Source organism: Enterobacter sp. RHBSTW-00318 (assembly GCF_014101375.1).
Lineage (GTDB): Bacteria > Pseudomonadota > Gammaproteobacteria > Enterobacterales > Enterobacteriaceae > Enterobacter > Enterobacter ludwigii.
The window spans coordinates 4,747,062-4,765,787 of the sequence record NZ_JABXQH010000001.1 but is presented as its reverse complement, the minus strand read 5'-3'; the positions used below and the strand labels follow the sequence as shown (position 1 = coordinate 4,765,787).

Here is an 18,726-nt window from a genome sequence, read left to right as displayed (position 1 = left end):
CGTTACTCCGTCGCTTGTTCTGCTGGCTGTTCTGGTTGATCTGCCGGTACTGGTGTGAACTGCACGCGCTTCACGTCGCCAGGTGTAAAATACAGCCACTCGCCCGTCTCGGTCGCCAGCGGCACAAAGCCATTAACCAGCTCAGGCTGACGGCGGGACATCTTGCCCGTGAAGCTTTCGCCTGTTTGGGTGGTTAGCGTGATTTGGTAGATGTCGGGCATGTTTTCACCTTCTTGCTGATGCCATGGCGAACAATAAAGCCTGCGACCTTGTCGTAATCAGGTTCTTGTCGTGTGGTTAGGCAGAATAATGTGAGTGTCCTGATATAAAGCTTCACCCACCACCGTGTTTTGATTTCTAGTTGCAAGGTAGCCGCCATGTCTTTCAATCCTTACTTTTCCGTGAAGGGTTTTATGCACCAACTCGCCATCCTCAATGAGTGGTTGCCCATCATTGGTTGTGGCAATAACGATGACCTCACCCTTCTCATCGTCAGCGGTTAAGCATCGACTCACCTCAACATCATCAAGGTAAACAGTGATTCGCTCACGACCAGGGTTAATTTTGATGCCGGGATCGTCGTCAAGTACGGTAAGGCGCATGGTGATACCTCTGCTTGTCATTATCGAAGCCCCTCTGTGAAGGGTTAGCCATTGCAGCTGAACTCTCCATGACCTGCTCCCCGTTGATTAGTACACCCCGATGTTAGTAATGTCTTCATAAGCCACATGAGGACATCCCCATGAAGAAGCGTTTTTCCGACGAACAGATCATCAGTATTCTCCGCGAAGCCGAAGCTGGGGTACCCGCCCGTGAACTCTGCCGCAAGCATGCCATTTCCGATGCCACGTTTTACACCTGGCGTAAGAAGTATGGCGGTATGGAGGTGCCTGAAGTTAAGCGCCTGAAGTCGCTTGAGGAAGAGAACACCAGACTCAAGAAGCTGCTTGCCGAAGCCATGCTGGATAAAGAGGCGCTTCAGGTGGCTCTTGGGCGAAAGTACTGACGACAGACCAGAAGCGGGAAGCCGTGATGTTGATGTGTGATGCGACCGGTCTGTCGCAACGTCGTGCCTGCAGGCTTACAGGTTTATCCCTGTCGACCTGCCGCTATGAGGCTCACCGTCCGGCTGCTGATGCGCATTTATCAGGGCGCATCACTGAGCTGGCACTGGAGCGCAGGCGTTTTGGCTACCGTCGTATTTGGCAGTTGCTGCGCCGTGAAGGGCTTCATGTTAATCATAAGCGCGTGTACCGGCTTTATCACCTCAGTGGCCTGGGCGTAAAACGCAGAAGACGTCGTAAAGGGCTGGCAACAGAACGTCTGCCGCTGCTCCGTCCGGCGGCGCCCAATCTGACCTGGTCGATGGATTTCGTCATGGACGCACTTTCCACCGGTCGCAGGATCAAGTGTCTTACCTGCGTCGATGATTTCACAAAGGAATGCCTGACGGTCACTGTTGCCTTTGGGATTTCAGGCGTTCAGGTCACGCGTATTCTGGACAGCATTGCACTGTTTCGAGGCTATCCGGCGACGATAAGAACTGACCAGGGGCCGGAGTTCACTTGCCGTGCACTGGATCAATGGGCCTTTGAGCATGGTGTTGAGTTGCGCTTAATCCAGCCGGGCAAGCCAACGCAGAACGGATTTATTGAGAGCTTTAACGGACGATTTCGCGATGAATGTTTGAATGAGCACTGGTTCAGCGATATCGTTCATGCCAGGAAAATTATTAATGACTGGCGGCAGGATTATAACGAATGCCGCCCGCACTCCACGCTGAATTATCAGACACCGTCTGAATTTGCAGCGGGCTGGAGAAAGGGTCATTCTGAGAATGAAGATTCCGGCGTTACTAACTGAGTGTTGTATCTAATCGTGGGGGCAGGTCAGCTCTTCTATTCTTAGTGCGGGTTGTCCATCATTTCAGGCACTGTGTGTTGATGTATTCCTGCAGCATCTTCAGTGATGCTTGGTCGCTGATGATTCCGGAACGGATACCGAGAACGTTTCGTCCAGCAACTGGAGAGAGTTCGACGGTGGCATCATTGCCCAAGCCGGTGGTGCTGGCGGTTTCTGTTGAGGCTGGCACTGGACACTTTCCTTTGACGAGCACCCGGCCACCATTATCAAGCTTGCGCTGAAGAGCATCATTTTCAGCTTTAGCATCGTCTAATTCCTTCGTGTATTTGGCATCCAGTGCAGCAACGTCACGCTGCCGGGTTTGCATGTCTTTGATGGTGGCGTTCGCTAGGCTGAGCTTCTCAATGGCCTTATCGCGCTGGTCTTTGTAGGTGATAGCGTTGTCGCGGTAGTGGTTCACGAAGAACGCCAGCACGAAGATTAACGCCAACACCAGCAACTGCAGCCAGTAACGTTTTACCAGCGCGCCAATCACGACAGGAACAGAGCGCGCTCCGCCTCACGCCGACGGGTCAGCCCATTCAGGACTTTGCCACCAGCTTTATTCCAGTGCAGGAACTCATCGGCAGCGCCAGCGTAATCTCCGGCGTTGAGTTTTCGCAGGAGAGTAGATGTCGACAGTGACCGGGCGCCGAGGTTGTACGTGAACGACACCAGGGCGTCAAATTGCCCCTGAGTCATTCCAACTTTGACCAGGCGGGACACGTCACTTTCGTAGCTGACCAGCCCGGTCTTCAGCAGACGCTCTGCCGTTTCCTGCTTAATCGTCATCCCGGCGCGGATTGGTTTCCCGTCGACAGGCTGAGTCCAGCCATAGCCGATCGTCCAGACGCCGACGCTATCCTGGTAGGCGGTGAGCTTGCAGCCTTCGAACTGCTTGATCAGGGCAATGCCTTTATCACTGGTTTGCATCACCGCCTCCAAAGCGAGAATTAAACACCCGTGCAGCCATAACCTTCACCTGCTCTACGCCAACAAAACCGAGTGCGCCACCTATAGCAATCGACAGGGACTGCGGAAGGTTGAAGTAATCAAGAGCCGACACAGCAGTAAGGGTCAGAGCCCCGCAGATTGCCCCCTCAAGTAGCATTTTCTTCCATCCGCCACCGCCGTAAGCGATTCGTAATGCGGCCATGGCAACCGATAGCAAGACGGCACCCATCGGCGTTTCGCCACGCCACCAACTGTGGAGTAGTTCGATAAACTCCGTCCAGGAGTGGGGATCGTTATGCATTTTCATAGTCTCTAACCTCCGGCTTAAAAGCGGGGGCTGTGTGTTTAAAAGGGGTCAGGCCCTCGGGACGATTTAACAAGAAGGCATGTCGAGGATGGTTCCCGGAGCCTGAAATAAAAAACCCGGCGACAGGCCGGGAAGATGAGGGTAAGGCAATGTCGGCTCTCTGGCCGAAGGGTCCCAGGTAGTGGGTTCTGTGTGCGGCGTACCGCAAATAAAAAAGCCCAAGGCATTAACCTCGGGCTTGAATTCTTAAGTTCGTGTCGAAGTGACCACTCTTACCATGATATTCATGTTTTTACGTACGTAAAGCATTTAGTTGATTACGAACTCAGCTTTAGCACCACGGAAGGAGATGGTTTTATTCCCCGCCCGACGGCAAGCGTCAGCAATGGCCTTCATTCCATATTCAACATTAGCCAGATGGCTTCGCATCGCTACGATTTCAGCCTTGGGTGCAGATACATCAAATCCCGCCGCCTCAAGAATATTAATCAGGCGAATTGCTGATGATGTCGAATTGTCTCCACACAACATTGGCATAGTTACATCCAGGGCTGGAGCGCACTTTGAATTTCCGAACGACAGATTACCGCTGCGTACCAGTGGATTATTGTCGATCCACCACTGGATGGGCAGGTTAACGTCAAGCTTCGGTGCAGGAAGCGACTCCTGCTTTCCGATGAAATCCCCTTCCAGCGGCACTCGCGCCGCAATAGAAAGCGCCTCAGTAAACTGGTCGTCGCTGATTTCCTTGTAGCTGCAACCAAAGTGGGATTTAAGGGATGACCACATTGTGATCATCGCTTTGGCCTGGCATTCTTTCGGCAAGGCTTTACCGCGAGTCATTACCAACTGCTTAATTGCTTCCTGCTGTTCGGCAGTGATTTTGCCGGGGAGCGCCTTTTTGGCTTTGCGCGGATTTTTAACCTCGCCCTTCGTCCAGTATTCGTAGAGAACGTCGTCGCATTCTTCCTGGTACTGGATGACCCGGTCACGAATTTCAGGTTTCACTTTGTTTGGACTGATGGTTTGAAGCCATCCGTTCAGTTTACGCAGAGCTAAGCAAGTCATTGATTGTGAACCACCAGCGGAAGGTATAACGATTTCCGTTACACCTTTGGAAAAGCGATTTTTAATCTTCTCCAGTTGCGATTGCCAAGTAATACCCATACCCTCAACAATCGGTTTCATCGGCGTATACGCCTCCCCGTTATGCTCAACAACGAAAAGAGAATTACCATAGAAAGGCACGTTGATTGTGCGATCTGCAATTGCTAAACTTGTCATGTCAATATTTCCCAATCAGATTTGTTGATATCGAAGCCTCAATGGTTGCAGCCATTGGGGCTTCGCTGTTTTTACAGCGCATGTTGCATTTTCTCTCTGTACTTTAGCCACCAAACCAATCCTTGGACCAAGGCTGCATTTTCTGAAAGCCCCTCCTCATCGGCTATGCGTTTAAACTCCTCTTTCAACTTCTGCGGATAACGCAGGGTCGTCTTTACTTCACTCTTTTCCACTCTTATCTCCTTAGGGGCCATAATGACACCACAAGGCCATAATGCCACCATTGAAATGATATGGCAATATGGCACCATTGTTTTTTTGAGGGATTTGCAATGGCCGAAAAACAAGTAAAAGATTACGACAAGTTCAACCTACGCTTCCCGGATGGGATGCGTGACGCTATAGCTGAGCGGGCCAAGCGCAATGGCAGGTCGATGAACTCTGAAATTGTGCAGATACTTCAAGAAACGCTGGATACCGATAAGGCTGTTTCTGAAAGCGACCTTGTTGATTTCGACTCAACTCAAGCCGCTTTTAATGCCGCATCGACAGTAGAAGAGAAAGAGCAGTTCCTAAGTGACCTTGCGAAAAAGGATCCGTTCACGGCAGACATTCTTCGCGAGGGAGAAGAGCACGCGAGGCGGCTTGCTGAGATACTTGGTCGCCGCATGGGATATTTGGACCATAAATAACAAAAAGCCCACCTGAGTGGGCAATCTGCTCATGCTGCCGGAAAAATCCTTACCTCTCTGTCCATTTCCAGCCTGATTTCCAGCGCCATAAGAAGGCCATCAACGATCCCTTCTGCATTTGATAGCTTTTTGCCTATATGCCCGTCAGAGCAATGATGCGCATTCGCCAGTTGCATGAATGTTTTGCCGAATACGTAGTAATCAAAAAGCAGGTCGTGAGCCACAGGATGCTTTGACCTTAGTCCTGCCATCAGGTTTGAGATAATCAGACCGTCTTCATCACAGCACTGGAGGCGAGTGCGCACCTTCGATGGTATGAGTCCAGAGAAACCTGCTGCAATCGGCGGCCAGTAAACATCCTCGCTGTTATCGGCAGCCCAAGCCCCCCAACGCTCTAAAACTTGCTGAATGTTTCTCATGCGGCTTCCTTCTGTGGCTGATTGGTTTTGGTCTGGCTGTGCTTTGCTACTGGCGGCATCTTGGCGCGCATGACGCTTTCGGCCTGGTATTTCTGAAACTCGGAGAGGCGCATGTCAGCTAATCCTCTTCAGCAGCCGATACTTTTCGGAAAAACGCCGGCCCTTATTTATCGCTCTGTAAGCCCTCATCCTCTTTAGGTGCTTCAAGTGCATATAGGGCAGCCAACCAAATAAAAGTCCCATCCAGATTGCGAGGTTGAATATCAATTCAAAGCTCATGCCGCCTCCCTGATCAGCTCGTAGTCGTTCAGATACAGGCCGCCAAAGCTATACAGGATGCCGTCACGGATGTTTTCGAGCGTCGCGTACGGGAAGTAGTTGAGATAGAACTCTGCGGCTCTGTCAGCTGCGCAAAGAAGCTCTGAGTAATGGTTAACTCGCATGACGAACAGCACGTCCTGAAAGATCGCTGCTGTTTCACATGGGTAATGGATTTTATTCATGCTGCGATCTCCTGCTGTTTCAGTTCTTTGAGTTTTGCGCGGTACTCATCTCGGATCCGGATGTAGTCGTCGCGCTTCCATTTCGGTAATTCGTGCGGCCCCATCAGGGCATCAAAGCGGGATTGGCCTATCTTGGCGATAAGTGCTGGCTGATAGGCGATCAGGTTGCCTGAAAGGTGGTTATTACAGGGGGCGCACTGGCGATGACAGTTGTCTTCATTGAAGCGAAGCTCTGGGTTAGCTCCAGTCGTGCGGAAATGGCCGGCATGATACTGGCCGTAATGATAACGATCGCAGCTGATGCATGGCTGATGCCGATCCCGGTACCGGATAAACTCATTGAACGCTTGCTGCGCCTGCTTTGCGAAGTAACTTAGCGGCTTAACCTCGAGGCGTTTTTTAGCCTGGCGATCCCTACTCTCTTTCTCGGCCTGATGCTTCTCCCTGATGCGCTTCGCCTCAGCCTTAACCTTCTCTTTGGCACGCAGATCTAGCGCGTAGATAGCGCCGTGAGCCGGGCAGCACCAGACGACATTGCTGTACGCCGGCTGGAACCATTCATTACAGACCTTACACTTACGCCGGGCTGGTTTACGCATGATTTCTCCTTGCTGCCAGGCGCAGCCATTTCTGATCGACGAGACGGGCGGTGTAGCCCTTGAGGGTTGGGATTTCAGATGGCTTGAGTTCCGGCTTGCGCTTGCGGCGAGTCCGGACCCGGTAGATTTCGTTGGTGATGATGCGAGCGAGAGGGCTAGCCATTACGCCTCCTGCTTATCGCGCAGCTGCTGATATTCGCAACCGTTCGGGATAGTCAGCGCCAGGCCGAACTGGGCGCACCAGGCTTCGACCTTGCACATGAAGATATGCATCTCTCCAGTGTCGAGGAGGGAGGTGTGTCGAGGCTCCCATGAGGTTTCTTTCGCACCGGTAATGAAGTCGGTATAGGTGACTTCTTCGCATCCGAGGTACGTCTTTTTGAGGTTGCGCTTAACCCATTCCGGCGTTGCGTCGGTACGCCCGGATTTGATGAGGTATCCGCTGATTTCTCCCATCCAAAGATGAAAGAGTGCGTTTTGAGACAGGCTGCGCTTCTCGCGCCACGGTTTGACTTGCAGGCGGAAACATTGCCCGGCATCCAGCAACGGCTGAATCTGCTGGCCGATGGCCGCGAAGTTGCCACGATGGAGTTTGATACCGTCTACTGGCAGAGTCATACGGCCTCCTTAACGGAAACCGCAGAATGCAGAAAATCGCAGGTGCATTTCTGCATCTGTGACAAGGTGAGGAGTTCAGATTGTGGTCGCATTTAATGTCCCCATCAAATGCGCAGAAGTCTTACCGTCGGGCGTTCAACTCCGACGGCACTGATATTATGGCTGGTTGATTCTGAATTATCAATGCGAGAAAAAGGCCTCCGAAGAGGCCATGGCTCTCGATATGGGGATTCCCATATCGCTTGTATGGTAGCTATGTCAACTCAGGCAGTTTGAAGCCAGCCATGTCTTCTGCCCGGATGGGAGGTGACAGGCAGTCAGCAAAGACCAGTGAACCATCGAGCAAGATAACGAAACTCCACCCTCTGAATAGGCTGGCGCTACACCAGTCGGCCTTAAGCGGCACATCTGGCATCCTGTCCGGGAAGGTTGGGTAATGCCCTGCAAGCCACTCCATGGCGTCGCAGCGGTTGATGGTGTAATTGTCGTACATCATGCCTCCTGCTGCGGTGCTGATGGCAGCGGCATCCAGTGGGTAACGTCCTGTCGAATCGGCACGATTCCATATGCGTCATCCCATCGGCCTTCGAAATAATACAGAGTTGATATGTCACCACCCTTGAAGCATGCGAGAACCTCTTGTTCTGCATTCTCTTCAGGCATCTGCTCACTGCAAGCCACCCAACCATCAGGAATCACCGGAGAGTTGAGTTGTTCGGAATTACCGAACGACTGAAGCATGGCTGCGCGATAGGCGTTCCAGCCGACAGCTTTTCCGTGTTCAAACGCGCTATCAAAGTCATCATCCATTTCCATCGCAGCGGGCACAGATACCGGCGCTGGAGGGGCTGTGTAAAGTGGCATTACCTCAATATTGAAGATATCCCCCTCGCTTGGACATGCCTCTGCGCTACCGTAAACCCAAGGGTGAACGACTCCGTTACGCTTGTTGATTAATCTGTGCGCCCACGCCACAGGCTCCGCTTCCATCCCCGCAAGCGCCATGCGTGCCAATGCAGATGCATCACCACACTGGACGTGATCGGTTTCAATGATGTGCTGTAATTGTTCTTTGGTGAATGTCATGGGTTAGTCCTCTGCCTGCACGATAATTTCCACATTGATACTCATCACGCCAGCATTAACGCTCATCTCCGTGGCATCTGCGTTAATCATGTATTCACCGACTACCAAAGCCAGCAACTTGAGTGATGCGCCTGTATCGCAGCCTGTTAGCTCGTTGACAAGGTCCACGACTTCTTGCATGTGATCGCCCATTCTCATACTCACTCCCCCTCTATCTGCAATTTGATGCCAGCGGCGGCGCAGGCATCTTTAAACTTCACCTCACATTCAAGGCGGCATGAGTTGTAGATGGCTGCGAGGTCACTATTATTAAATTCCTCGTCAACGTATTTACCTGCTGTTGCGCGCTGCGGCAGCTTCACGGTGAGCGTTCTGGCATCAAGCGAGGCGATGCGCATACTACCGTCAGCGATGACGCTCTCGTAATACTCGCGTTGCTCAGCAATCCGCTTCTCTCCGGCTTCCAGTTCATCCAGCAGCGCCAGCACGGTAGTGGGGTTTGCTGCGGAGTTCAACGCGTTCAAGGCAGTGATATCTGCATCAAGCTGAGTTCCTTCTGCGAGTGAGATGTCGAAAATATCGTCAGGCGGCATAACACTAAGGCGCTCATGTGCACCAACTGCTGCCTCAGCGATTTCACGTAATGCGCGTTTGTCGATGTTGCTCATAGGAACCTCACATGATTCTTCCAGCGATTCTGTGCTGCGCTATTTTTGAATTGATGCCCTTCACGACTAACACCACCAAGCGAGAAGAGAACCATGCGACGATTGCTTACGTTCAGCCACTGGCGCGGGTAGCAGTTTTTCAGGGCGCGAAGAATGATGATTTTTGCTTTACGGTTTTTCATGACTGCACTCCTTTGCGAAGCTGGGCGGCGAAGTCACCGCAAATAGTTTCCGCTGCATCAAGGCCGACCTGTTCGTCCTGATAGCAATTAACAATTGCATTGCTAATTTTCAGGCAAACTTCATCTACTGCGGCGGCCCGCACTTCAGCCAGGAAAGCGTCGGTGGCTGGGGTTTCGATTTCTGGCTTGGCATATACCGGCCAGCAATCAGTTCCATCGGAGTTTTTGTGTCCTGCCTCGTCATGAACATCAAGATATTCACCGCATGGGAGCGGGTCTTCCCAGGTTGGTGGAATAGCGTGCCAGGATAGATATGCTTGAGGCTTATCAAACGCACCCTTCAGCCCCGCATTCTCCGCAGCCAACGCCAACTTCGCTTCTCGCTCTGTCTTAAGTTGCATCTCCAGATTATCAATTGTGATATCAGTCTGGCGGCCGTAGCGCTCTGACTCGATGAGCTTCTGCTCTAACTCTTCATAACTCGGTTTCATGCTCTCACCCCATATACGCTTAAAATTCGCTTCATCGCCGGACTGTTGCGGCACTCCTGAAATATTCCGTTGGTGCAGCTGCGCGCGGTGCCATCCTGTTCTTCTGGCGTCGCCAGGCGATAAGTCACCGTTCGCCAGACCTTGCTCACCCGGACAATCTTGCGGGCCCGCTCCAGGTCGATAGCGTTCTTCGTGATGCAGTTGATAGTCATGCCGCACTCTGTGGCCACATCCTTCGCGGTGAAGGTCCGGTGCGTTTCGAGATAACGCAGAATTTCCTGTTTGCCTTTCATCGTCTTAGCACTCATAGTCAGCCTCCTGTTGCATCTGGCCGCTGTAGGTGAAATCTACCGGGTCCAGGCCGGAGTAGCGGCTGCTGAAGTGGTAGGTCTTTTCTGCCCCCGGCGCATGGCGGGACTTCACACAGATGATTTCGGTGATGCCTTTCAGTTCGGTGTTTTCGTTGTACTTCTCATCCCGGTAAACCATGAAGATCACATCTGCTTCCTGCTCAATGACGCCAGACTCTCGCAGGTCTGCGGCAACGGGACGCTTATTAGCGCGCTGTTCAAGGTTTCGGTTCAGCTGGGCCAGAGCGATGACCGGGCAACGCAATTCTTTCGCCAGGTTCTTCAGGCCAGTGGCGATCTCCCCTACACTGCGGTTCATGTTATCCGGGTCTGACATCCGCATTTTCTGAAGATAATCGACGATGACCACGCCCAGGCCGCCCAGCTTCTTGCTCATTCTGCGCGCTTCAGCACGCACCTGGTGAACGCTCAGGGATGGCTTGTCATTGATGTAGATTGGAGAGTCGATGAACTCCTTCATGCAGTGACTAACCTTCCCCCATGCCTCGTCCATTTTCCCGCTAACTTTGCTCAGCAGATCTTCTTTGCTTACCCGCGCCCGGTGGAAAGCGACTCGCTCAGAGATTTGTTCCACTGGCATTTCGAGACTGAAGAACAGCACCGGCTTTTTGTTTTTCAGGCCTACGGTTTCTGTCACTGTGGTGCTAAACATGGTTTTCCCCATGCCAGGGCGTCCGCCAACGACGATAAAATCCGTATTGTTGAATCCTCCGAAAGCGCTATCGATAGTCGACATACCCAGCTCTGTTTTGTATTTCCAGATGTCGCCATTGATGATCGCCTGGATTGTTTCCAGCGACATATCGATGCCAGTGGTGATGTGTTCAGTTCCGTAGTCAGCGCTGTGCTCAATTCCAGAGATGTCGGCCTGAATGTTGCCGATGATGTCTGCGATACCCTCGGTAGTTGGTTCGGACAGCTTCTGGATCCCAACCTGTAACGCCAGGGTCATGCGGCGACCAAGGTACATTTCACGAAGCTTTTCGCAGTAGGCCGCCAGGTTTGCGAAAGACGGAGTGTTTTTGCTGCATTCAGCCAGGTAAGCGAAACCACCAGCGCTCTCAAGCACTCCGAGCTGCTCAAGATCGCTGGTCAGCGTAAGCAGGTCTATCTTCGAACCGGATTCGTTGAGTCGCTTATATGACCGCAGAGCCACTTTATGGGGCGTTGCTGTGAAGTGGTCCTCAGTCAGACCCTCAATCGCATCGGTAGCCATGTCGGCGCCATCTGCGCGACCTGCTGCAAGCATTATTCCGCCAATGACGGCCTGCTCAACGTATAAATCAATAAAACGGCTCATGCTTTGACTCCCTTGCGCTCACGGTGCTCGTTGATGGCCTGCTCGTAGACAGATCCCCAGTTCTTCGGATTCAGTATCCAGTCGAGAGTCAGCCATGGCTGATCGCCTCTGGTGCCGAACAGGGAAGACTTGCTAATCAGCTCGAAGGCCATTCCCATGTGCTTCAGTTCTCGCCAGTTGCCCTGGGTGGTTTTGCCGTTCCACACAGCTTCCAGGTCTCGATAGGCCGGACGGCGGCGGTTCCACTCATGCAGTGAAACGGCCTTCGAAGGGAATTTTTCATTCCAGAGTTTGATGATCTCTTCGTGCGGACAGGCTGCCGGGTTGCTTCCATGACCATCTGCCCATACCAGGGCGTCTGACAGGTATCCATCAAAGCGGGTCATACGGCACAGGTTCTCTGGCTTGAAGCTGTGCCCCCAGTTCACATGGGCCCAGCGGATAACCAGCTTCAGCTCTTCAGCGGTGTAGCACTGGTCTTTGCTCTTCACTGTGGAGAGAGCTTTCTCAAAAGGTGCCAGCGCAGCACAACGACTACCGGTTAGTTCGTTGAAGTAATCCATCACTTCCTGAGCGAGTGAGTTTTCCCCCTTGGGGGATTTAGGGGGATCTTGTCTTTCTGTATTTTGATTATTGTCTTTTGTGGTTAGCACCTTCTGCTTAGTTCTGTTAGCAACTTCCGCTAATGTTTTCTTAGCAGGTTTAGCTAATGTTTTGCAGAATCCGTTAACCTTCGTTTTCCAGTCGGAAACATTGGTATTCATGCCAACTTTGCGGCCTTCCTGAATGAATACCTTCTTGCTGATCAGCATATTTTTTGCAGTAGAGCAATGCGTGTGGTGCTTACCAACCATCTGCTCCAATTGCTCGTTGCTGACCCAATCCATTTTTTTATTGAAGCCGTATGTCTTGCGCCAGACTGCCAGCACAATGCACATCTCAGTTTCGCTCAAACCTGAAGCCATAACGGCATCAAGAAGCTCATTCGCAACGCGAGTGAACCCATCTTCCAGTTGCGCCACACGATGCTCCACGACCTCCAGCGGCGGCCTGTAGTCTGCTAAATGCTTAACGACGCCCATGCTTCACCCCTGCCTGAATCAGTGCCAGTCTTGCCATGCCAACGAAGCGCTCAGCGAACGCCCTGTTTTTTGAGGCGGCGACAACCAGGCCATCTGGTGAATCTGGATGGCGACGTTCCTCTTTTTCCTGGTACTTTTTGCGAGTTTTTGACATACTTACTCCCGTTACTTGGCGTAACACAGTGTGATAAGGGCCTTTGAAGTGACCGCTTCAAGGGCTTTCGCTTTTTTGGTAGTACCCATCACATAACTCCCGGCGCCATAGCGGCCAGACTTGTCACCACCGCAGCGATTGATTCAGTTGGCAGGAAGCGCAGCAGTGCTTCAGCAGCTTCTCTCACCTCTTTCTCAAGGCGTTGTATCGGCTGACCAAGTAACTTCGCCTGATGCGCTTCAGTGCACTCTTTCATGGCCTCGGCTATCAGTTCGGCCTCAGTCTTTGCGACCAGACCGAACTCTCTCGCCACTTTCTCGTTATCCCGCGCCATCACGTCGATAATGACGGGGATCAGTAGCATCAACCCCTTGTCGTTCTTCGGGCCCGGATCGTTAATCATCCGGAAGAAGTTCTGCTTCGTGTTGTGTTCAGAACCTGCCAGTAACAACCCCTTCCCGCCGCGCGCCAGCCACTCTTTCGCAACCAGCTGAGAAATGTGAACCTGAGACTGGCCCGGCGTAGCTTTTTGCCAGGCCTTAACTGCCTCCCGTATTCGAGTTAGCTTACGGTTATTACGCGGAACACTTTGATAAATCGAAATCAACGGACGTTGTTCAAGTCCGGTACTCTGTTGATACGCAAGTGAATGCATTGCTTTCCCTTTCGTGGTTAGGGCCGCCGTTAAGCGGCATGGTTCTCTGGGTGTGGAAACAGGTCGGGAAGATCAGGTCGAATTTCGTGTGCCTTAATCTCGCCACCAGTAGCGTTTACGATGGCTGTTACTTTTTCCGGAGATACGGAACCACCGTTAAGCCACTTGTGAACCGCTGGCTGGCTAACGCCGCAAATATCTGCGAGTCGCTTCTGGCTGCCAACGATTTCTAAAGCTCGTTGAATAACTTTGTTCATGGATTTTACCTATCCGATTACTGGATTAATGAAAAGATAACCCAAGTTATGGGTATTGTCCATAACCTTTGTTATTTTACTCTACATAACCTCGGTTATATATTGATAAGATGAAAACATTTGCAGAACGACTGAACGCGGCTATGTCGGCCGCTGACATATCTCAAGGACAGTTGGCTGATAAAGTCGGTATATCCCAGCCTGCAATTCAAAAGATGACGTCAGGTAAAACGAGCGGCAGCCGTAAGATGGTCGAGCTAGCTCATGCTCTGGGTGTAAGGCCGGAATGGCTTAGTTCTGGAGTGGGGGAAATGCGGATTGATGGTAATGTGCCATCGGCGGCCCAACCAGTCTCGGAAACAATTGATGTCTTTCGGGTTGATGTTTTAGACCTGAAAGTAAGCGCTGGTCCGGGGTCTTTTATGATTTCTGAATTTGTTGAGGTCCTGCATGCTATTGAGTTCACAACTGAGCATGCCAGATCTCTTTTCGGGAACCGCACTCAAAATGATGTGAAGGTGATGACCGTAGACGGTGACAGCATGTGCCCAACGATTCAGTCGGGAGATCGCCTGTTCTTTGACGTTTCGGTGAGGAACTTCAAGGTTGACGGAGTATACGCATTTGTCTTCGGGCAGCACTTCCATGTCAAGCGCCTGCAGATGCAGGGCCTGCAGTTAGCCGTGCTTTCAGATAACCCGGCTTACAAAGACTGGTATGTAACAGAAGAGAATCAGGACCAGCTCTACATCATGGGAAAGGCGCTGATCCATGAATCGATAGCTTACAACAAACTGTAGCAGTGGCCTGATGAGGTGTTTGGGTGATAAGAGAATATCTGATAGTAGGCGTGGTTACTTTGCTCTCGGTTGTTGCGATCGTGCTTATGGTGGCCTGAAAAGACGGTTTGGTGATGAAAATTTGGCGCTAAATCCGCCTCAAAAACCAAAGTTGGATGAGTATCACGGCAAGATTTGTGCAGGACAAACCGAGAGCAATCCAAGTTAATGTGCTTACGCTCTCCATATGGAAACCTCATGACGATTGACAGGGTTCTTTCAATTATAGCAACAACAGTATCATTTATTGCAATTCCTGCAAGCGGATTCATAAGTTACAGATACGCAATTTTAGGTGAGCGCCGTAAGGAATTTAACGCAGTTGCGGATAATATTCGCCATAAGTTGCGTGAACACCAGAGGCATATGGAGCAAAACATCTATCCATCTGGTGAGTATTTAGAAATATCACAACAAGAATTTGACACCCTGGCAGACGTTGCATATGAAAGGGATAGAAAAACGATCCGCACCTTGTGCGACAAGTATCAAAAATCCCTTAATTCCAGCATAACGACTGATGAATATGGAGACTATGACATTGTAGATTTTAATGAGGCATTGGCATTCTTAAAAGAACTCATGCCTCTCATTGAAAGGAAATAATTTTATAGTCACAGCAGTCCGGCCACCGCGCCGGGTTTTTATTTACCCTTCCGCACTATCTCAGCTGCATCCCTGTTCACACCCTTACCTATCACGTTTCCCGTTTCCTTCCGGTACCGTTCCAGCTTGTCGATGATGTTTTGCTGGGTCATAGGTAAATCTGCCAGTGACAATTCCATCACCGCCCGCCCCATCGCCTGAATTTTCATGCTTATACGCTCTTCATCCAGAACCATGCACATCCCTCCTGCTGTTTTTTTAAGCATAGCACTCATGATTTACAAAAATAAATTCATTTAGTTATCATTAATTTATAACTTATGTGATTGATATTATAAATTAGGTTATTGCCATCACTCATAACTAAGGTTATCTTTAACCCATCGAAACGAAACATCGACAGCTGAGCGAAGTTAGCCAGCGGCGGACACCAAGTCGCCTGCTCATTAAGAATTCAGTCAAGCAGCAAATCACCCGGAGCGCTCCTGGCAAATTGAAATGGCGCCCAATGGGATTGAGGCAGGTGTGTAACGCGTGGCGGGTATAGCACACGAAGAGGACTCCGCACCGGAATGGTTTGCTGCTCAGTTCCCGAACATCGGGGAAGCTTTACCAGCAGCTCTTTGCGAGGGGCTGACGGCAAATCTACTCCACTTATTTGAGGTGATGGTGATGGATATAAAAAACGATGAAGTAGCGATGTTTAAAAGCAACAATGGCGTAATTTTAGCAGCTGACGCAGCTTATGCTGCTGCTGAAGAAGCGGTTAAAGGGGCATCAGATGACCGTAGGTATCGGCAGAATTTGATAAAGGCAGCACTGGAGACTGCCCTGGCATCAGTTATCGTTTTATAGCGATCCCAAAAGGCGTAGGTGCTTCTGCTTTGTACTTTTCCTTTGCTGCTTCACGACAGGCAGGAAGCAAATCAGCAATGCGCTCAATTAAAGCTTCTGGCGTGTTGGCGGATGGGTCTTTTACTGCAAGCGCCAGCGCTAAATCATATGCCACTGATTCCTCAGTTCTCTTTCCTGCAAATACATTCATGGACATAAAGAAATCCTTTTATTGACTGTGGAATATCCAGTCTACGGCATTCCTTTGACTGTGGAAAGTGAAGGAAATCACGCGCCGGGCGTGGCTAAACATCCCGGCACTCATTCAAGTTGAGGCTGCCAGGTAGGCGGCCTTTTTCATACCTGGAGTTATTTACGAGTGACTCAAGTTATGACAACCGGCGGCCATCCACCGCCCATTAGCGCAGAAGTCTTGTTTAACGTTCAGCGGCGCGGCTTAAGCGCGGAGATGATTATGGTTAGCTCAATTGTTGATGGCTTACCGAAAAGGTGTGGCAAATCTCAATGCAATGATGGGGCGGTTAGAAAGCAAGGTCACCAATTTCTATGCGCCAAGCATTATCGGTTCGGGCAGATGAGGGTTTTAGCTAAGCGGAGAGGTCTCGCAGTTCCTTCACATGAGGTTTTGCATGGACTGTGCGACGAAAGATTAATTTGCCCGGATTGCGGAAGGCTAATGAATTGGCTGTCAGAGGATGGGATGTCTTCAGTGGCATCTCTTCAGCACTACAGGGATGGTTCGTTTGGAATAGTGTGCCGGTCATGCAATACCCGACACGCTTACATGCAGGGAGATAGCTTCAGAGATATCCCCTCCGACCACAAATATTGCCCCTGCTGCAAAACATCTAAAAGCCGATCTGAATTTTATGTGGATGCCGGCAGATCTGGCGAGCTGAAAACAAAGTCGCACTGCAAAAAATGCAGCGATGAAGCCATCAATAACTGGAGAAAATCTAACCGTGAAAAATACAACGATCAGCAACGAAACTACAGAGCAAAACGGAAAGCAGAAGGCAATCCCGTTCGTGGAAGAGGCAAATCTGCGTGACTACTTCGCAGCTAAGGCCGTTGGTTTGTGTTTCGCGCAATATATCAATCATGCGGAAGTTGAAGGATTTCAGGATGGATGGAGAGACGGAGTTGCGGCTGACGCATATTTAATGGCCGACGCAATGCTCAAAGCTCGGGAGGCATCATGACGATCACTCACAACGGCAAGCAGTACCGCGTATCAAAACTCAACGCCAACGAGTGGCAACTCTCATCAGTCGATAAACCTCGCGAGAAAATCACAATGAACCGCTGGTAGATGGATTTAGCCGGTTTATTGCAGCAGGTGGAGGGTAAATCATGAGCCTACATCATTACGGAACGCAGGAAGTTAACCGTGGTGCTGTTCAGCCAGGAATGCTGGTTAAGCACAAAGATGCGACATGGACAGCATCAGCACATAAGCGCGGGAAGTTGTACCTCCATCGCGGATGTGAGCGCACTTATACGAAAGAGTTGCTCGTTGAGGTTTATCTCAGTGGGCTTGGTGGTGGATTGAGTCATTGAGGGGTAGTTATGCAAGAGTTTGAATATTTCGTTATGGATGGTCGTGCAAAATTCGATTTCGACAGCGCTGTAGTGTTTGAGGCTTTGGGTAGACAGTTGCCATCAAATAAGCAATTACGCAGAGATTGGGGTGATATGGATGCTGTATTAGTCCGCGCCCCAGTTGTTAGCGATTCTTCTTGCGGTGATTTCGAGTTAATCCGCGAAATTTAATACCGCTTCAAATACATCCCCCATTCCCCTACTCGTCCAGCTATCGCAGACGGGAAGCGCACAACCAAATTTCAGGAGAGACCATGAGTGAAGTAACGGACTTAACTGTCATCGAAATAAAGCCGGAACAGGCGCCAGTGCTTTACGTAGCGGGCGGCCTTGATGCTTATCTCGACCAGATCCGCCAGTTATCACAGGAAGTGCCCGACGTAACCACCAAAAAAGGCCGCGACCGCATAGGCAGTCTGGCCCGCGCCGTTGGCTCAAGCAAAAAGGCAATTGAGGATCCGGGCCGCGCTTACCTTAAACACCTTAAGGAAGCGGTTAAGCCTGCGGAGGAAGAACTTCGCCGCTTTACCCGTGAGTGTGACGTTATCCGTGACGCCATCCTGAAACCGCGTGATGACTGGGAAGCCGAACAGGAACGCCTCAAGCAGGAAGAAGAGGCCCGACTCGCGGCAGAGGCTTACTCCCTGATGCGCGACGAAGCAGACAGCATGAACGCCGCTTTCGACGTGGCAAAGACTGAGGCGCTCAAAAAGCAGATCGAAACCGACCACGAAATGGCCCTGCTGATGAATGACGCTTTCGACCGGGCAGCGGCAGAAGAAGCAGCTGAGAAGGAGCGAAAACGCATCGAGTACGAAGCGGAATTAACCCGCCTGGCAGAGAACGCCGCGCGCCGGGCAGTGGAAGTGAAAGCCGAGCAGGACCGACTTGAAGCGGCGCACCGTGAATATGTTTTGAAGTCACAAGCAGAGCAGGCGGAACGTGACCGTATCGACGCCGAGCAGAAGGCAGAAGCAGATAAGAAGGCAGCATTTGAGCGGGCAGAACGCGAGAAGCAGGAAGCGATTGCCGCCGAGCAGCGCAAGGCACAGGAAGAAGCAGCCCGCATTAAGCGTGAGGCTGACCAGAGGGAAGCGGCCCGCCTGGCAGAAGAGAAGCGCATCGCCGATGAACTGGAAGCGCGGCAGGCTGACGTGAACCACCGCAAGACAGTCGGCACCGCCATCGTCAACGCGCTGACCGCACATACCAGCATCACCCGCGAGCAGGCGATTGAAGTGCTTACCGTGCTGAAAGACGACCTGATCCCCCGCGTCGAAATTAACTACTGAGGTGAACC

The 18,726-nt window shown here is 51.2% G+C and carries 36 protein-coding genes; 9 read left to right on the top strand and 27 right to left on the bottom strand.

What is annotated here, in order from left to right; translation table 11 throughout:
- Positions 1–2 precede the first annotated feature (2 nt).
- Both HV157_RS23495 and HV157_RS26355 read right to left on the bottom strand, forming a co-directional pair.
- Positions 3–221, bottom strand: coding sequence for a hypothetical protein (locus HV157_RS23495; RefSeq protein WP_182268285.1), 219 nt, complete (start codon positions 219–221; stop codon positions 3–5).
- Between the two features lie 57 nt (positions 222–278).
- A complete protein-coding gene (locus HV157_RS26355) occupies positions 279–623 on the bottom strand; it encodes a hypothetical protein (protein WP_249420777.1) in 345 nt (114 codons plus the stop codon).
- A gap of 119 nt (positions 624–742) precedes the next feature.
- Between HV157_RS26355 and HV157_RS23485 the strand changes: the two genes are divergently transcribed.
- Positions 743–1,863 (top strand): IS3-like element ISSen4 family transposase gene (locus HV157_RS23485; protein ID WP_180245966.1). Its coding sequence is split into 2 segments (ribosomal slippage): positions 743–1,001 and positions 1,001–1,863, totalling 1,122 coding nucleotides; the frame shifts between segments, so codons are not numbered across the junction.
- Positions 1,864–1,921: 58 nt separating this feature from the next.
- Here HV157_RS23485 and HV157_RS23480 read toward each other — a convergent pair.
- The 5 genes from HV157_RS23480 to HV157_RS23460 all read right to left on the bottom strand — a co-directional run bounded on the left by HV157_RS23480 (position 1,922) and on the right by HV157_RS23460 (position 4,680).
- On the bottom strand, positions 1,922–2,362 hold the full coding sequence (locus HV157_RS23480) for a lysis protein (protein ID WP_182268651.1): 441 nt from the start codon (positions 2,360–2,362) through the stop codon (positions 1,922–1,924).
- Positions 2,363–2,394: 32 nt separating this feature from the next.
- Positions 2,395–2,838, bottom strand: a complete 444-nt coding sequence (locus tag HV157_RS23475) for a lysozyme (RefSeq protein WP_182268283.1) — start codon at positions 2,836–2,838, stop codon at positions 2,395–2,397.
- Complete coding sequence (locus tag HV157_RS23470) at positions 2,822–3,163, bottom strand: phage holin, lambda family (protein WP_172703114.1); 342 nt, start codon at positions 3,161–3,163, stop codon at positions 2,822–2,824. The genes HV157_RS23475 and HV157_RS23470 overlap by 17 nt, the downstream gene beginning before the upstream one ends.
- A gap of 309 nt (positions 3,164–3,472) precedes the next feature.
- Entirely contained in the window at positions 3,473–4,411 is a 939-nt protein-coding gene (locus HV157_RS23465) for a phage antirepressor N-terminal domain-containing protein (protein ID WP_182269145.1), read from the bottom strand.
- 107 nt (positions 4,412–4,518) lie between these two features.
- A complete protein-coding gene (locus tag HV157_RS23460) occupies positions 4,519–4,680 on the bottom strand; it encodes a hypothetical protein (RefSeq protein WP_162876077.1) in 162 nt (53 codons plus the stop codon).
- Positions 4,681–4,779: 99 nt separating this feature from the next.
- Between HV157_RS23460 and HV157_RS23455 the strand changes: the two genes are divergently transcribed.
- Positions 4,780–5,139 carry an Arc family DNA-binding protein gene (locus HV157_RS23455; RefSeq protein ID WP_025759393.1) on the top strand — a complete coding sequence of 120 codons (360 nt, stop codon included), beginning with the start codon at positions 4,780–4,782 and terminating at the stop codon, positions 5,137–5,139.
- 29 nt (positions 5,140–5,168) lie between these two features.
- On the opposite strand, the gene HV157_RS23450 is transcribed toward HV157_RS23455, so the two are convergent.
- The 18 genes from HV157_RS23450 to HV157_RS23370 all read right to left on the bottom strand — a co-directional run bounded on the left by HV157_RS23450 (position 5,169) and on the right by HV157_RS23370 (position 13,524).
- Positions 5,169–5,558: an antiterminator Q family protein gene (locus HV157_RS23450; protein ID WP_032665720.1), complete on the bottom strand. Its 390-nt coding sequence runs from the start codon at positions 5,556–5,558 to the stop codon at positions 5,169–5,171.
- Positions 5,555–5,671 (bottom strand): hypothetical protein, encoded by a 117-nt coding sequence (locus HV157_RS26350; protein WP_249420801.1) that lies wholly within the window; start codon positions 5,669–5,671, stop codon positions 5,555–5,557. Before HV157_RS26350 ends, HV157_RS23450 begins: the two co-directional genes overlap by 4 nt.
- Before the next feature lie 162 nt (positions 5,672–5,833).
- A complete protein-coding gene (locus HV157_RS23445; protein ID WP_182269010.1) occupies positions 5,834–6,061 on the bottom strand; it encodes a hypothetical protein in 228 nt (75 codons plus the stop codon).
- Positions 6,058–6,660, bottom strand: coding sequence for a recombination protein NinG (locus HV157_RS23440; RefSeq protein WP_182269009.1), 603 nt, complete (start codon positions 6,658–6,660; stop codon positions 6,058–6,060). The genes HV157_RS23445 and HV157_RS23440 overlap by 4 nt, the downstream gene beginning before the upstream one ends.
- Positions 6,653–6,823, bottom strand: a complete 171-nt coding sequence (locus HV157_RS23435) for a NinE family protein (RefSeq protein ID WP_032612199.1) — start codon at positions 6,821–6,823, stop codon at positions 6,653–6,655. Before HV157_RS23435 ends, HV157_RS23440 begins: the two co-directional genes overlap by 8 nt.
- Positions 6,823–7,278 (bottom strand): YbcN family protein, encoded by a 456-nt coding sequence (locus HV157_RS23430; protein WP_182269008.1) that lies wholly within the window; start codon positions 7,276–7,278, stop codon positions 6,823–6,825. The genes HV157_RS23435 and HV157_RS23430 overlap by 1 nt, the downstream gene beginning before the upstream one ends.
- Positions 7,279–7,531: 253 nt before the next feature.
- Positions 7,532–7,774 carry a hypothetical protein gene (locus tag HV157_RS23425; RefSeq protein ID WP_126680751.1) on the bottom strand — a complete coding sequence of 81 codons (243 nt, stop codon included), beginning with the start codon at positions 7,772–7,774 and terminating at the stop codon, positions 7,532–7,534.
- Complete coding sequence (locus HV157_RS23420) at positions 7,771–8,364, bottom strand: DUF551 domain-containing protein (RefSeq protein WP_182269007.1); 594 nt, start codon at positions 8,362–8,364, stop codon at positions 7,771–7,773. Before HV157_RS23420 ends, HV157_RS23425 begins: the two co-directional genes overlap by 4 nt.
- Before the next feature lie 3 nt (positions 8,365–8,367).
- Entirely contained in the window at positions 8,368–8,562 is a 195-nt protein-coding gene (locus HV157_RS23415) for a diguanylate phosphodiesterase (RefSeq protein WP_182268279.1), read from the bottom strand.
- A gap of 2 nt (positions 8,563–8,564) precedes the next feature.
- On the bottom strand, positions 8,565–9,032 hold the full coding sequence (locus HV157_RS26345) for an ead/Ea22-like family protein (RefSeq protein ID WP_249420774.1): 468 nt from the start codon (positions 9,030–9,032) through the stop codon (positions 8,565–8,567).
- Positions 9,029–9,214, bottom strand: a complete 186-nt coding sequence (locus HV157_RS23405; RefSeq protein ID WP_063927592.1) for a hypothetical protein — start codon at positions 9,212–9,214, stop codon at positions 9,029–9,031. Before HV157_RS23405 ends, HV157_RS26345 begins: the two co-directional genes overlap by 4 nt.
- Positions 9,211–9,705, bottom strand: coding sequence for a hypothetical protein (locus HV157_RS23400; protein ID WP_182269006.1), 495 nt, complete (start codon positions 9,703–9,705; stop codon positions 9,211–9,213). Before HV157_RS23400 ends, HV157_RS23405 begins: the two co-directional genes overlap by 4 nt.
- Positions 9,702–9,998 carry a protein ren gene (locus tag HV157_RS23395; RefSeq protein ID WP_182269144.1) on the bottom strand — a complete coding sequence of 99 codons (297 nt, stop codon included), beginning with the start codon at positions 9,996–9,998 and terminating at the stop codon, positions 9,702–9,704. The genes HV157_RS23400 and HV157_RS23395 overlap by 4 nt, the downstream gene beginning before the upstream one ends.
- Before the next feature lie 4 nt (positions 9,999–10,002).
- Positions 10,003–11,376, bottom strand: coding sequence for a replicative DNA helicase (locus HV157_RS23390; protein WP_059596192.1), 1,374 nt, complete (start codon positions 11,374–11,376; stop codon positions 10,003–10,005).
- Positions 11,373–12,458 (bottom strand): replication protein, encoded by a 1,086-nt coding sequence (locus tag HV157_RS23385; RefSeq protein ID WP_182269005.1) that lies wholly within the window; start codon positions 12,456–12,458, stop codon positions 11,373–11,375. Before HV157_RS23385 ends, HV157_RS23390 begins: the two co-directional genes overlap by 4 nt.
- The gene (locus HV157_RS23380) at positions 12,445–12,612 is read right to left on the bottom strand and encodes a hypothetical protein (RefSeq protein WP_013095956.1); all 168 of its coding nucleotides are present in this window, start codon (positions 12,610–12,612) and stop codon (positions 12,445–12,447) included. The genes HV157_RS23385 and HV157_RS23380 overlap by 14 nt, the downstream gene beginning before the upstream one ends.
- Positions 12,613–12,700: 88 nt before the next feature.
- Positions 12,701–13,267, bottom strand: coding sequence for a toxin YdaT family protein (locus HV157_RS23375; RefSeq protein ID WP_001514165.1), 567 nt, complete (start codon positions 13,265–13,267; stop codon positions 12,701–12,703).
- Between the two features lie 29 nt (positions 13,268–13,296).
- Positions 13,297–13,524: a helix-turn-helix domain-containing protein gene (locus HV157_RS23370; RefSeq protein ID WP_016042179.1), complete on the bottom strand. Its 228-nt coding sequence runs from the start codon at positions 13,522–13,524 to the stop codon at positions 13,297–13,299.
- Positions 13,525–13,634: 110 nt separating this feature from the next.
- Between HV157_RS23370 and HV157_RS23365 the strand changes: the two genes are divergently transcribed.
- Both HV157_RS23365 and HV157_RS23360 read left to right on the top strand, forming a co-directional pair.
- Positions 13,635–14,324, top strand: a complete 690-nt coding sequence (locus HV157_RS23365; protein WP_016042178.1) for a helix-turn-helix transcriptional regulator — start codon at positions 13,635–13,637, stop codon at positions 14,322–14,324.
- A gap of 237 nt (positions 14,325–14,561) precedes the next feature.
- On the top strand, positions 14,562–14,969 hold the full coding sequence (locus tag HV157_RS23360) for a hypothetical protein (protein ID WP_045621983.1): 408 nt from the start codon (positions 14,562–14,564) through the stop codon (positions 14,967–14,969).
- Between the two features lie 38 nt (positions 14,970–15,007).
- Here HV157_RS23360 and HV157_RS23355 read toward each other — a convergent pair whose 3' ends face one another.
- A complete protein-coding gene (locus HV157_RS23355) occupies positions 15,008–15,205 on the bottom strand; it encodes a hypothetical protein (RefSeq protein WP_048206836.1) in 198 nt (65 codons plus the stop codon).
- A 298-nt stretch (positions 15,206–15,503) separates the two neighbouring features.
- Here HV157_RS23355 and HV157_RS23350 point away from each other — a divergent pair, with 298 nt between their 5' ends.
- Complete coding sequence (locus tag HV157_RS23350) at positions 15,504–15,824, top strand: hypothetical protein (protein ID WP_103142820.1); 321 nt, start codon at positions 15,504–15,506, stop codon at positions 15,822–15,824.
- Here the strand turns inward: HV157_RS23350 and HV157_RS23345 are convergent.
- A complete protein-coding gene (locus HV157_RS23345) occupies positions 15,811–16,020 on the bottom strand; it encodes a hypothetical protein (RefSeq protein ID WP_023303584.1) in 210 nt (69 codons plus the stop codon). The two genes, HV157_RS23350 and HV157_RS23345, sit on opposite strands and share 14 nt — an antisense overlap.
- A gap of 766 nt (positions 16,021–16,786) precedes the next feature.
- On the opposite strand from HV157_RS23345, the gene HV157_RS23340 reads away from it, so the two are divergent.
- The 4 genes from HV157_RS23340 to HV157_RS23330 all read left to right on the top strand — a co-directional run bounded on the left by HV157_RS23340 (position 16,787) and on the right by HV157_RS23330 (position 18,718).
- Positions 16,787–17,026 carry a hypothetical protein gene (locus HV157_RS23340; protein WP_225990819.1) on the top strand — a complete coding sequence of 80 codons (240 nt, stop codon included), beginning with the start codon at positions 16,787–16,789 and terminating at the stop codon, positions 17,024–17,026.
- 151 nt (positions 17,027–17,177) lie between these two features.
- Complete coding sequence (locus HV157_RS26340; RefSeq protein ID WP_047500189.1) at positions 17,178–17,384, top strand: phage encoded cell division inhibitor protein; 207 nt, start codon at positions 17,178–17,180, stop codon at positions 17,382–17,384.
- Between the two features lie 9 nt (positions 17,385–17,393).
- A complete protein-coding gene (locus HV157_RS23335; RefSeq protein ID WP_047500187.1) occupies positions 17,394–17,597 on the top strand; it encodes a hypothetical protein in 204 nt (67 codons plus the stop codon).
- 83 nt (positions 17,598–17,680) lie between these two features.
- Complete coding sequence (locus tag HV157_RS23330) at positions 17,681–18,718, top strand: hypothetical protein (protein WP_182269004.1); 1,038 nt, start codon at positions 17,681–17,683, stop codon at positions 18,716–18,718.
- Positions 18,719–18,726: the final 8 nt, after the last annotated feature.